The sequence below is a fragment of the Microvirga sp. RSM25 genome (assembly GCF_044784385.1).
GTDB classification, from domain to species: Bacteria; Pseudomonadota; Alphaproteobacteria; order Rhizobiales; family Beijerinckiaceae; genus Microvirga; species Microvirga tunisiensis.
On the sequence record NZ_CP173039.1, the window covers coordinates 1,989,878 to 2,001,267 of the forward strand.

Consider the following 11,390-nt stretch of genomic DNA (forward strand, 5'->3'; position numbering starts at 1 on the left):
CTCCCGTCCGGAAGGAGACCGCACAATCCATGTCGAGTGGCATGCCCCTCCTGGCCATCGTCGCCCTTCCGTTCATCGGGAGCCTCATTGCCGTCTGCCTGCGGCAGGATGCCAGGAACGGCGCCGCCTTCCTGGCAGGGACCGTGGCCCTGTGCGCCACCGTTCTGACTGCCTTCCAGTATCCTGCTGTTCATCGCGGCGGCGTTCTGCGTATGGGTTTCAAGTGGCTGCCCACCCTCGGCCTCGACTTCACGTTACGTATGGACGGCTTCACGTGGCTGTTCGCCATGCTGGTCACCGGCATCGGCTTCCTGGTGGCCCTCTACGCGCGCTACTACATGTCGCCCGCCGATCCGGTGCCGCGATTCTTCGCCTTCCTGCTCGCCTTCATGGGTGCCATGCTGGGCATCGTGCTGTCCGGCAACCTGATACAGCTGGTCTTCTTCTGGGAGCTGACCAGTCTGTTTTCGTTCCTCCTCATCGGCTACTGGCACCACAATGCCACTGCAAGGGACGGCGCTCGAATGGCCCTGACGGTGACCGCCACTGGCGGACTGTGCTTGCTTGTCGGCATCCTACTGATCGGCCACATCGTCGACAGCTACGATCTCGACCACGTGCTGGCCTCCGGGGATCTCATCCGCCGTAGCAGCCTCTACCTGCCCGCCTTGATCCTGGTCCTGCTCGGCGCCTTGACCAAGAGCGCCCAGTTCCCGTTCCACTTCTGGCTGCCGCACGCCATGGCCGCGCCCACCCCGGTCTCGGCCTATCTCCATTCGGCCACAATGGTGAAGGCCGGCGTGTTCCTGATGACCCTGCTCTGGCCCGTGCTGTCCGGCACGGAAGCGTGGTTCTACATCGTGGTCTCGGCCGGGCTCTGCACCTTGGTCCTCGGGGCCTACGCAGCCATCTTTCAGCAGGACCTGAAGGGTCTGCTGGCCTATTCCACCATTAGCCATCTCGGTCTGATCACGCTCCTGCTCGGGCTCAGCAGCCCGCTCGCCACCGTCGCGGCCATCTTTCACACGATCAATCATGCGACCTTCAAGGCATCGCTGTTCATGGCGGCGGGCATCATCGACCACGAGTCCGGCACCCGCGACATCCGGCGTCTGAGCGGGCTGTTCCGGTTCATGCCGATCACGGCCACTCTGGCGATGGTCGCAGCCGCCGCCATGGCCGGCGTACCGCTGCTCAATGGCTTCCTGTCCAAGGAGATGTTCTTTGCCGAGGCGGCGGCCTTCCACGTCGACTCGATCCTCGACCACTCCCTGCCGTACTTCGCCATGCTGGCGAGCGCCTTCAGCGTTGCCTATTCCCTGCGGTTCATCCATGGCGTGTTCTTCGGTCCGCCCGCGACCGACCTGCCGCGTACGCCGCATGAGCCGCCGCACTGGATGCGCTTTCCCATCGAGTTCCTCGTCGTGGCGTGCCTGCTCGTCGGCATCCTCCCGGCGATGACTATCAAGCCTTTCCTCGCCTCAGCGGTGCGCGCGGTCCTGGGGCCGGATACGCCTTACTACAGTCTGGCCGTGTGGCACGGCTTCAACGAGCCCCTTCTCATGAGCATGATCGCCCTGAGCGGAGGCGTCATCCTGTACTGGCTGTTACAGGGATACCTCGCGAAGGGCATCGACGGTCCTCCGCTGGTGCGCCGTCTCAAGGGCCAGCGCATCTTCGAACGGGTGCTCGTCACTCTGTCATGGAAATGGGCCCGTTCCCTGGAGCGCCTGTTCGGCACCAAGCGGCTTCAGCCGCAATTACGGCTGCTGGTGGCCTTCGCGGTGATTGCGGCGCTCTGGCCGCTCTACCCTAATGGGTTCGAGACTGGCTCCGGTCCGAGCACCGAATTCGATCCCGCCTTCCTCCTGCTCTGGATCGTGGGCTGGCTCTGCGCCATCGGCGCGGCTTACCAAGCCAAGTACCACCGGCTCGCGGCCATGGTCCTGCTGAGCGGGGCCGGGCTAGTCACCTGCATCACCTTCGTCTGGTTCTCCGCCCCGGACCTCGCCATCACCCAGCTCCTCGTCGAGATCGTCACGACAGTGCTGATCCTGCTTGGCTTGCGCTGGTTGCCGAAGCGGATCGAGATTGTTGGGGAAGGTCTCTCAATGGGGGTCCGGGCCAGGGTGCGACGGGCCCGGGACCTGGCTCTTGCTGTTGCGGCCGGGGCCGGCATGACGCTGATCGTCTACGCGATGCTCACGCGACCGCTCCCGGACGCCATCTCGCGCTACTTCGTCGAGAATGCCTACGTGGAGGGTGGCGGACGCAACATCGTCAACGTCATCCTGGTCGACTTCCGCGGCTTCGACACCTTCGGCGAGATCGTTGTGCTCGCCGTGGTGGCGATCACTGTCTTCTCCCTGCTGCGCCGCTTCCGCCCCGCACCCGAGAGCGTCGAGGCGCCGGAGCAGCAGCAGGTGCAGGATGCCTATGACAGGGCCAGACCGGACCGGACCGCGGGCGACACCCTCGCCGATTACCTCACGATCCCTGCGACGATCATGCAGTGGCTCTTCCCGGTGATCATCATGGTCGCGATCTATCTCTTTCTGCGCGGCCACGACCTGCCGGGCGGAGGGTTTGCAGCGGGCGTCACGATGTCGATCGCGCTAATCCTTCAGTACATGGCGGGCGGAACGCGCTGGGTGGAGGCCCGGCTACGGATCCTTCCCATCCGTTGGATCGGCCTCGGCCTGCTGTGCGCCGCCCTCACGGGGATGGGCGCCTGGGTGTTCGGCCGTCCCTTCCTGACCTCCTATTTCCGGTACCTGGACCTTCCCGCTATCGGCAAGGTGCCCGCCGCCACCGCGCTTCTGTTCGACCTCGGCGTCTTCGCGGTCGTGGTGGGCGCCACGATGCTCATCCTGATCGCCTTGGCGCACCAGTCAGTTCGCAACCCGCGCCCGGCGCGGAGGCCGCACACCCCCGCAACGCCAGCCGTGATGAAGGAGAACGCATGATGGCGTTCATCTTCGCGCTGGCCGTGGGAATCCTCACCGCATCGGGAGTGTGGCTCCTGCTGCGCCCGCGCACCTTCCAGGTCATCATCGGCCTGTCCCTGCTGTCTTACGCGGTGAACCTGTTCATTTTCGGCATGGGCCGGCTGCGTGTCGGCGCCCCGCCTGTCCTCGAGAATACCGAAGGCGTTGACCCGGCGCTTTACGCCGATCCGCTGCCACAGGCCTTGGTCCTCACTGCCATCGTCATCAGCTTCGCCATGACGGCCCTGTTCCTCGTCGTCCTGCTGGCCTCGCGTGGCCTCACGGGGACCGACCACGTGGATGGCCGGGAGGATCCGCAATGACGGGCTTGGCCGATCACCTGACCGTCATCCCGATCCTGCTACCGCTCACCTCCGCGGCTGTAATGCTCCTCCTCGACGAGCGGCGCCGGGCCGTCAAGGGCGGAATCGGGATGGCCACGACGGTGGCATTGCTGATTACATCGATCGTCCTGCTGCGCCTGGCCGACATGATGCCTCCGGGATCCGGCGTGAGAACGTACCAGCTCGGCAACTGGCCAGCGCCGTTCGGCATTGTGCTGGTGCTGGACCGCCTTTCCGCCCTCATGCTGGTGCTGACCAGTGTGCTCGGCATCGCGGCACTGCTGTACTCGCTCGCGCGGTGGCATCGGATGGGCCCGCGGTTCCACACGATCTTCCAGCTCCAGCTCATGGGACTCAACGGCGCCTTCCTGACCGGGGACCTGTTCAATCTCTTCGTGTTCTTCGAGGTGCTGCTGGCGGCATCCTACGGTCTTGTCCTGCATGGGGATGGAGTCGCTCGGGTCAGGGCGGGGCTTGCCTACATCGCGATCAACCTGACGGGCTCCTTTCTCTTCCTGATCGGCGCCAGCCTGGTCTATGGCGTCACCGGCACGCTCAACATGGCAGATTTCGCTGCCCGCATTCCGACCCTTGCGCCGGGGGACGCGTCCCTCGTGGCGGCCGCAGCAGCGATCCTCGGCACCGCCTTCCTGATGAAGGCGGGCGCGTGGCCGCTCAACTTCTGGCTCCCGACGACTTACGCGGCCGCCTCCGCACCGGCCGCCGCCATATTCGCCATCATGAGCAAACTCGGGATCTACGTCATCCTGCGCCTGTGGACGCTGGTGTTCGGTGTGGAGGCGGGGCCGCTTGCCGGATTCGGTGGGGACGGGCTGCTTGTCATAGGCATGCTGACGATCGTGTTCGGCACGGTGGGCGTCCTGGCCGCGCAGTCCCTGCCGCGGCTCGCCGGGTGCAGCGTGCTCGTCTCGTCCGGAACGCTGATCGCAGCCATCGGCACCGGAGGCGGCGCGGTCATTGGCTCGGCCCTGTTCTATCTCGTCACCTCCACCTTGGGCATCGCCGCCTTCTTCCTACTCATCGAGCTTATCGAGCGCATGCGCGATCCCGGCGCCGATGTGCTGGCCGTCACGATGGAGGCATATGGCGAGGGTGACGACGATCCCGAGGAGGTCGGCATAGCCATCCCGGCCACGGTGGCCCTCCTCGGCGGCAGCTTCATCGCCTGCGCCCTTCTCCTGGCAGGACTGCCGCCCCTTGCCGGCTTCATCGGCAAGTTCGGCATGATGGCGGCGATGCTGAAGACGGACGGCGCCGCGGTCCGGGCCTCGGCCTGGATGCTGATCGGCCTCCTGACCGTGTCGGGCCTGGCGATCCTGATCGCCATGACCAGGACTGGGATCAGCTCCTTCTGGGCCCGCCTGGACGACAGTGTTCCCAGGGTGCGGGTCATCGAGATGGCCCCAGTATTGTGCCTTCTGCTGCTCTGCCTCGGCCTGACCGTCGGCGGCGGTCCGGCCATGCGCTACATGGAGGCAACGACGAAGGCTCTTCAGACCCCGCAGGACTACGTCACAGGCGTGCTGAATGCGCCGAGGGTCGGCTCTTCCGATGGGGAGGCACGCCCATGAGCGGAGTCCTGCCCTACCCGTTGCTCTCTCTGGCCCTGCTCATTCTGTGGCTGCTGCTGAACCAATCGGTCTCGGCCGGCCACGTCATCCTGGGAAGCGTTATCGCCGTCCTCGCCTCCTGGGCGATGGCAGCCCTAAGACCCGAGAAGCCGCGCATCCGCCGACCGGGAGTAGCCTTGCGTCTTGTGGGCATGGTGGTGATCGACATCCTGCACTCCAATCTCGCGGTCGGACGGATCATCGTGGGCTCCAGGGAGCCGGGAGTGAACGCGGGCTTCATGACCATCCCGCTCGAGCTGCGCAGCCGCCATGGGCTTGCGGTCCTTTCCATCATCATTACCTCCACGCCCGGCACGATCTGGGTGAACTACGACGCCGCGAAGGGAACCCTGTTGCTGCACGTTCTCGATCTGGTGGACGAGACGGTGTGGGTCCGGACGATCAAGGGCCGCTACGAGCGGCTGCTGATGGAGATCTTCGAATGAACGCTCTTGTCATCCTCGGATGGGCCATCACCAGCGCCCAGGTCATGCTCGGCCTGGCTATGTGCTGCGCCACCTTCCGCCTCGTCGCGGGTCCGCGCGCGCAGGACCGGATCCTGGGGCTGGACACCCTCTATGTGAACGCGATGCTGATGCTGGTCACATTCGGCATTCGCACGGGCAGCACGCTGTATTTCGAGGCGTCGCTCGTCATCGGCCTTCTCGGATTCGTCTCGACCGTCGCGCTTGCCAAGTTCCTCATGCGTGGTGAGGTGATCGAATGAACGCAGCAGGGACCCTGCCGGCTTGGGCCGCGCTGATGACCGCCCTCTTGGTGCTGGTCGGGGCGGCCGTCACCCTGATCGGATCGCTTGGATTGCTGCGGCTCGGCAACTTCTATGCCCGCGTCCATGCCCCCACGCTCGGCACAACGCTGGGCGCGGGAAGCATCCTGGCCGGATCCGCACTCTGCTTCAGCGTGCTTGAGGCGCGGCCGGTCGTTCACGAGATACTGATCGCCGTGTTCGTCACCCTGACCACGCCCGTGACCTTGATGCTGGTCGTCCGGGCGGCGCTCTACCGCGACCGAACGGAGGGTAGCCCGAATATTCCGGCGGCTTGGGCGGTGAAGGACCTGATCTCTCCTAAGGAGGAATGAGCAAGGCTTGAGGCTCCGAATGTTGCAATTTGCTTGGGGCTGCCCTTTGCAGGTCCATATCCGACACCAACTCCGCCGGAGGAGCAGCAAGTGCATGACCGATCCCACCCGATACAGGCCCCGCTAGCGCGATGATAACAGGGATGCCGAGCTCATGTTCTGGTACTGGGCGCCCGTGGCCGGAGCCTGGATCGGCCTAGCCTTGATCCTTCTCGACAGGTAATCGAAGCCTAGGACAAAGGCTTCCGAAGCCGCACACCAGGGCCGGCCTCATCGGATGGGATCAGCAGCGCTCCGCCGCTTTCTAAGGCTGCCACGACTTGGGTTGCCGTCGTGGGGTGAAGGTGATGTCGACCATTCTCGAAGTCGCGAATGGTGCTGCGCGAGACATCCGCCCATTCGGCGAGTTCCTCCTGGGTCCAGTCCAGGAGGCCACGGGCGGCACGGCATTGCTCAGGTGTTAAGACCGGCATTCAGGATGCTCTTGCGCAGGTCATGCAAAACTGCCCATTTTGGTTGAACCTAGAATAGCTCGGCGACCGACACAAGCAAAGTGTCCAGGGTCCGGAACAGAGCCAATCAGCGGGCCTCAATCATTGGGTTTGGGCCAGAGAGGCCTACTCGGTTCATCATCAAGGACAGCTTCGGGTCAGGCTCTGAAATTCTTCAGTCCTTCAGGAACGTCTTCCGTTCAGGGCACGAGCAGACATCTGGCCTGCTTCTGGGGTGGGCCAGAAGTTGCCAGTACGCGGGAAGGCGTTGTCCCCGTGAAGTCATCATGAAGCGACAGTAGCACGCTGTCGCAGCCCCAAACCCGTGGCTGGTTGTCGATGAGGGCTGACCTGCTGCGCCGCGCGCCGCAGGGTGATGCGTGTCAGTTCGGACGGGCGCCCGAGCCTCAGCGCGAAGCCGGGCCAGAGTGCGGTGCCGTTGTTGACGTAGAGCGTCATGCCCCCGATCGAATATCGGCCCGAGACGAAACCGCCATTGGCACGCGCAACCAACCGATCCAGCCCAAGGATCATGCCGCCATGGGTATGCCCGGACAGTTGCAGCGCGACACCCCGTGCGGCCGCCTGCGCAGCGTTCCTCGGCTGGTGGTCGAGCAACACGATCGGAGCATCTGACGGCGCATCCGCAAGAGTAGCTGACAGATCCGGTGCCGGATGGCGGGTCCCGGGCGCTGACAGGTCAGTAAGGCCGGCCAGCACGAGCGACCCGCCATCGCGGGTCAGGACCGTATGGTCGTTGGAAAGCACGCGCATCCCCAGGCCGGCGTAATGGCGCATCCACGCCTCGTAGCCAAAGAAGTACTCGTGGTTGCCGGGAATGACCCAGACGCCGTCTTTCGCATGCAAATCGCGGAGCGGTTCCACATCGGCGCGCCGGGCCTCAAACGAACCGTCGATCAGGTCACCCGTCACCACGACCAAGTCGACGCCGAGCGCATTGGAGCTCTCGACCAGCGCTTGCGTCCATTCCTTGGGAAACAGGCGGCTGATGTGGAGATCGGTCAGTTGCAAAAGCCTGTAGCCATCGAACTGCGGCGGTAGCCCAGGGATGGTAATCTCGACATCCTTGAGCGGCGGTACGCGCGCTGCCTGATAGACGCCTAGCGCCGAGAGCAGCATGGCCGCGACCGCGGCCGCGTAGCGCACGCCGTCCGGTGTGGCCCAGCCGCCAGGTCGAAACAGCCTCGCCACCAGCCCGGTTACATCAAGCGCGACCTGCATTACCGCCAGCAGCACGATCGCCCCGAACGCCCAGTTGAACAGAAGCACCAGGGCCCGCGGGAACTCGGGCGAGAAGACCGAGCCGGATGAAAGGCGGCTCCAGAGATGGTATTGCGATGCCATGAGCAAGACGACGGCAAGGGCAATCTTCCCGCCGGGCGCCCAGGGCAGCGACCACACGAACCGCTCCAGGACATAGAGGCTCGGCAGTGCGAAGATCAGGTGGAACATGGATGTCCTTGGGCAGGAGAGGCACGGGAACGGTCGGGCGGCCTGAAGTCCGCTTACCTAGACCGCGTGGCAGCCTAAGCAACAGCCAATCTTGAGCATGCCGCCAAGCTTGCCGATTATCCAGCCTGTCGCTAACATGTCAGTGATCAACCAGGGAAGATCCACCATTGCCTCCCCGAGACCGTCAACCTCTCATGCATCCTTACAACGACGATGTGCGAGGGCGGTGCCGCCGAGGAGATGAGCACGCATATCGGTAGCGCCCGCAGCCGGGCGCCGACACCGACGCTGCGCCGGGAATTGCTGGCGTGGTCCACATGAAGGAGCCGAAGAATCGGCCGCACTGGGAGGAAGCCAAGATGAACACACTGACGAAACGCGCCTTCGTTCTGGGATCCGCCGTCGCCGGCGCTGCCGTATCGATGCCCAGTGTTTTGCGCGCACAGGCGACGGTATTGCGCTGGGGCGAGATGCTGCCGACCACGCACCCGCAGGTGCAGATGGTCGAACGCATTGCCAAGCAGGTTAAGGAGAAGACCTCCGGCCGCGTCGACATCCAGTCCTTCCCGGCTGGCCAGCTCGGTTCAGGTAAGGACATGATGGAGGCGGTTGCCTCCGGCGCACTGACCATGACAACGGATGGCGCGGCAGCACTCAGTTCCTTCCTGCCGCAACTCTCGGTGGTTGAGGCTCCCTATCTGTGGCGTGACGCCGCCCACATGGCGAAGGTCGCCAAGGCGCCAGTCTTCGCGCAGATGAACGCCGAGCTTGAGAAAAAGCGCGGCATGCGTATGGCCGCCGTTACCTATTACGGCAAGCGCCACCTCACCACCGGCACCAAGGTTGTGAAGAGCGCCGCCGACGTCGCCGGCCTCAAACTGCGCGTGCCTCCGGTCGACACGTTCCGCGCCATGGTCGAGGCCTGGGGAGCCAAGGCGACACCCGTGAACTTTAACGAACTCTACTTGGCGCTGAGCCAGGGTGCCGTCGACGGGCAGGAGAACCCGCTGCCGACCATTCACAGTGCCAAGCTGCAAGAGGTGCAGAAGCATTTGATCCTAACCGGCCACATCATCACTCCCCGCCTGATCATCGTGAACACCGACTTCTGGAAAAGCCTCAATGATGCTGATCGCGCCATTGTTGAGACGGCGATCGCCGACGGCGTTGCCTGGCAGGATCAGGAGTTGGCGAATCAGGAGGCGGGCCTTGTCGCGACGCTGAAGGGGGCCGGCATGAGCGTCACCGAGCCGGACATGGATTCCTTCCGCAAGCCTGTGCTCGACAGCGTGCCGAAGCAATTTGAGAGCAAGTGGGGCAAGGGCACCTGGGATGCGCTGGCGTCGCTGTAAGGTGAAGTATCGTCTCTGCAACGGCCGTCGTTCAGGCCAAGCTGTGTGAGCGGCGCGGCGCCGAAAACCATCGTGAACCACCACGGTTCCATGGATCTCGGCGCTTGGCTCCGCTTCGGCCGGAATGAAAAGCAAACGCCGCCGCCATCGCCAAAGGATCCGTGGTCGATGAACTCCTTTCTCTCCATCGCCGACAGACTGCTGCGCTGGAGCGCCGTTGTGCTGCTGCTGACGCTGCTCGCGAGCGTTCTCATCGGCGTAATCTCGCGCCAGCTTAACGCGCCGGTCGCCTGGAGCGACGAACTCGCGCAGTACCTCCTCGTCTGGACGGCGTTCGTCGGCTGGATCATCGCAAGCAGGCGGCGCGCGCATATCCGCATCACCGTCTTTGCCGACAAGCTGCCCGCCCCGCTCGGTCTTGCGCTCGAGTTGCTGACGCATGGCTTGGTCGTGCTCTTTGCCCTCGTCCTCCTGCGCTACTCCTTCGGCCTGATCGATCGGACCTGGGATGTCGAATCGATCGCGCTGCCAATTACGGCTGCTGCACTCTATGTGGTCATGCCGCTGGCGGCGCTCGCGCTGATCCTGCAGGCGCTTGGCGATGCCGCGCTGGCTCTGGCGGGCAGGCGCGTCGCTGCTCAGGAACCGGGAGCCCAGCCGCTATGAGCACGCTGATGCTGCAGATCCTGCCAGTCTGGTTCGCCGCGCTGCTACTCGGTGTGCCGCTTTTCGTCTCAATGGGACTGGCGGCAATCGCCTTCGCCTATTTCGGCGCCTTCCCTCTCGGCATCGTTCCGCAAAAGATCGCGCAGTCTGCATTTTCCTTCCCGTTGCTTGCGGCGCCGCTGTTCATCCTGATGGGCAACATCATGAACTCGGCCGGCATCACCGACCGCATCTTCGCCTTTGCCACCGCCTGCGTCGGCTTCCTGCGCGGCGGATTATGCCATGCCAACATCCTCGCCAGCGTGATCTTCGCCGGCATGTCCGGCTCCGCGGTGGCCGACGCCGGCGGCGTCGGCACGCTCGAGATCAAAGCGATGCGAGACGAGGGATACAACCCGGAGACAGCGGCCGCCATCACCGCCGCCTCGGCGACGATCGGCCCGATCATCCCGCCTTCCCTGCCGATGGTGATCTACGGCGTTTCCGCTGACGTCTCGATCGGCGGGCTCTTCCTCGCAGGCGTGATTCCCGGCCTGCTGATGGCGGGCGCCCTGATGGCAATGGTGGTCTACGTCTCGAAGAAAAACGACCTGCCGCGCCATCCCTTCCCTGGCTTCGCGCAGCTCTGGGTGGCCTACAAAGAGGCGCACTGGGCGCTCATGACCCCGGTCATCCTGTTCGGCGGCATGATGGCCGGGATCTTCACACCGACCGAGGCAGCCGCTGTCGCGACCGCCTATGCGCTGGTACTCGGCCTGTTCGTCTACCGCAGCTTCTCGCTCAACGACCTACCCGAGCTCGTCGTGCAGACGGTGGAAACGACCGGCGTGGTTCTGGCGCTGGTGATGACGGCCGCCGCGCTCGGCTGGTGTCTTTCGATCTCACGCATCCCGCAGCTCGTCGGCCCCTGGCTCGTCGACCTTGCCGGCTCGCCGCTGATCTACCTCTTGATCGTCAACCTGCTGCTGCTCTTCGTCGGCTGTTTTATGGAGGCACTGGCGGCGATGCTGATCCTGATCCCGATTCTGACGCCAGCTGCGGCGCAGTTCGGTATTGATCCGATCCAATTCGGACTGATCTTCGTGCTCAACCTGATGATCGGCACGATCACACCGCCGGTGGGGGTCGTGCTCTTCGTCACGTCGAAAATTGCAAACATCAGTTTCGAGGCGATGTCGCGGGCCATCCTCCCATGGCTGGTGCCGCTGCTTGCAGTGCTGGTCGCGATCACGTTCTGGCCGCCGCTGACCACGTGGCTGCCGAACCTGGTGCTCGGCCGCTAGAATAGCTTCGGCGAAATGGATCCGTTAGCCGAAAATTTGACCGGTAAGGATGGGAGCGCAGT

General features: G+C 64.2%; 11 protein-coding genes. 9 read left to right on the forward strand and 2 right to left on the reverse strand.

The features are described from left to right. Positions 1-29 precede the first annotated feature (29 nt). The 6 genes from ACD578_RS09395 to mnhG are packed head-to-tail and all read left to right on the forward strand — an operon-like array spanning position 30 to position 6,063. Positions 30-2,966: a monovalent cation/H+ antiporter subunit A gene (locus ACD578_RS09395; protein WP_404292506.1), complete on the forward strand. Its 2,937-nt coding sequence runs from the start codon at positions 30-32 to the stop codon at positions 2,964-2,966. Beyond that, positions 2,966-3,310, forward strand: coding sequence for a Na+/H+ antiporter subunit C (locus ACD578_RS09400; RefSeq protein ID WP_404293766.1), 345 nt, complete (start codon positions 2,966-2,968; stop codon positions 3,308-3,310). Before ACD578_RS09395 ends, ACD578_RS09400 begins: the two co-directional genes overlap by 1 nt. After that, positions 3,307-4,923, forward strand: a complete 1,617-nt coding sequence (locus tag ACD578_RS09405; protein WP_404292507.1) for a monovalent cation/H+ antiporter subunit D — start codon at positions 3,307-3,309, stop codon at positions 4,921-4,923. Before ACD578_RS09400 ends, ACD578_RS09405 begins: the two co-directional genes overlap by 4 nt. Then, positions 4,920-5,408: a Na+/H+ antiporter subunit E gene (locus ACD578_RS09410; protein WP_404292509.1), complete on the forward strand. Its 489-nt coding sequence runs from the start codon at positions 4,920-4,922 to the stop codon at positions 5,406-5,408. The genes ACD578_RS09405 and ACD578_RS09410 overlap by 4 nt, the downstream gene beginning before the upstream one ends. Next, positions 5,405-5,689 carry a K+/H+ antiporter subunit F gene (locus tag ACD578_RS09415; RefSeq protein ID WP_404292511.1) on the forward strand — a complete coding sequence of 95 codons (285 nt, stop codon included), beginning with the start codon at positions 5,405-5,407 and terminating at the stop codon, positions 5,687-5,689. The genes ACD578_RS09410 and ACD578_RS09415 overlap by 4 nt, the downstream gene beginning before the upstream one ends. After that, a complete protein-coding gene (gene mnhG, locus ACD578_RS09420; RefSeq protein WP_404292513.1) occupies positions 5,686-6,063 on the forward strand; it encodes a monovalent cation/H(+) antiporter subunit G in 378 nt (125 codons plus the stop codon). The genes ACD578_RS09415 and mnhG overlap by 4 nt, the downstream gene beginning before the upstream one ends. Before the next feature lie 230 nt (positions 6,064-6,293). Here the strand turns inward: mnhG and ACD578_RS09425 are convergent, their stop codons facing one another. Together ACD578_RS09425 and ACD578_RS09430 are read right to left on the reverse strand one after the other, a co-directional pair. Further along, positions 6,294-6,536: a helix-turn-helix transcriptional regulator gene (locus ACD578_RS09425; RefSeq protein WP_404292515.1), complete on the reverse strand. Its 243-nt coding sequence runs from the start codon at positions 6,534-6,536 to the stop codon at positions 6,294-6,296. Between the two features lie 303 nt (positions 6,537-6,839). Next, positions 6,840-8,027 carry a metallophosphoesterase gene (locus ACD578_RS09430; RefSeq protein WP_404292517.1) on the reverse strand — a complete coding sequence of 396 codons (1,188 nt, stop codon included), beginning with the start codon at positions 8,025-8,027 and terminating at the stop codon, positions 6,840-6,842. A gap of 317 nt (positions 8,028-8,344) precedes the next feature. On the opposite strand from ACD578_RS09430, the gene ACD578_RS09435 reads away from it, so the two are divergent. The 3 genes from ACD578_RS09435 to ACD578_RS09445 all read left to right on the forward strand — a co-directional run bounded on the left by ACD578_RS09435 (position 8,345) and on the right by ACD578_RS09445 (position 11,328). Then, a complete protein-coding gene (locus tag ACD578_RS09435) occupies positions 8,345-9,379 on the forward strand; it encodes a sialic acid TRAP transporter substrate-binding protein SiaP (RefSeq protein WP_404292519.1) in 1,035 nt (344 codons plus the stop codon). 168 nt (positions 9,380-9,547) lie between these two features. After that, positions 9,548-10,045 carry a TRAP transporter small permease gene (locus ACD578_RS09440; RefSeq protein WP_404292520.1) on the forward strand — a complete coding sequence of 166 codons (498 nt, stop codon included), beginning with the start codon at positions 9,548-9,550 and terminating at the stop codon, positions 10,043-10,045. Then, entirely contained in the window at positions 10,042-11,328 is a 1,287-nt protein-coding gene (locus ACD578_RS09445) for a TRAP transporter large permease (RefSeq protein ID WP_404292522.1), read from the forward strand. Before ACD578_RS09440 ends, ACD578_RS09445 begins: the two co-directional genes overlap by 4 nt. Positions 11,329-11,390: the final 62 nt, after the last annotated feature.

Coding starts and splice junctions, on each gene's coding strand:
- ACD578_RS09395 (WP_404292506.1), top strand. CDS start 30: ATGTCGAGTGGCATGCCCCTCCTGGCCATCGTCGCCCTTCCGTTCATC.
- ACD578_RS09400 (WP_404293766.1), top strand. CDS start 2,966: ATGGCGTTCATCTTCGCGCTGGCCGTGGGAATCCTCACCGCATCGGGA.
- ACD578_RS09405 (WP_404292507.1), top strand. CDS start 3,307: ATGACGGGCTTGGCCGATCACCTGACCGTCATCCCGATCCTGCTACCG.
- ACD578_RS09410 (WP_404292509.1), top strand. CDS start 4,920: ATGAGCGGAGTCCTGCCCTACCCGTTGCTCTCTCTGGCCCTGCTCATT.
- ACD578_RS09415 (WP_404292511.1), top strand. CDS start 5,405: ATGAACGCTCTTGTCATCCTCGGATGGGCCATCACCAGCGCCCAGGTC.
- mnhG (WP_404292513.1), top strand. CDS start 5,686: ATGAACGCAGCAGGGACCCTGCCGGCTTGGGCCGCGCTGATGACCGCC.
- ACD578_RS09425 (WP_404292515.1), bottom strand. CDS start 6,536: ATGCCGGTCTTAACACCTGAGCAATGCCGTGCCGCCCGTGGCCTCCTG.
- ACD578_RS09430 (WP_404292517.1), bottom strand. CDS start 8,027: ATGTTCCACCTGATCTTCGCACTGCCGAGCCTCTATGTCCTGGAGCGG.
- ACD578_RS09435 (WP_404292519.1), top strand. CDS start 8,345: ATGAAGGAGCCGAAGAATCGGCCGCACTGGGAGGAAGCCAAGATGAAC.
- ACD578_RS09440 (WP_404292520.1), top strand. CDS start 9,548: ATGAACTCCTTTCTCTCCATCGCCGACAGACTGCTGCGCTGGAGCGCC.
- ACD578_RS09445 (WP_404292522.1), top strand. CDS start 10,042: ATGAGCACGCTGATGCTGCAGATCCTGCCAGTCTGGTTCGCCGCGCTG.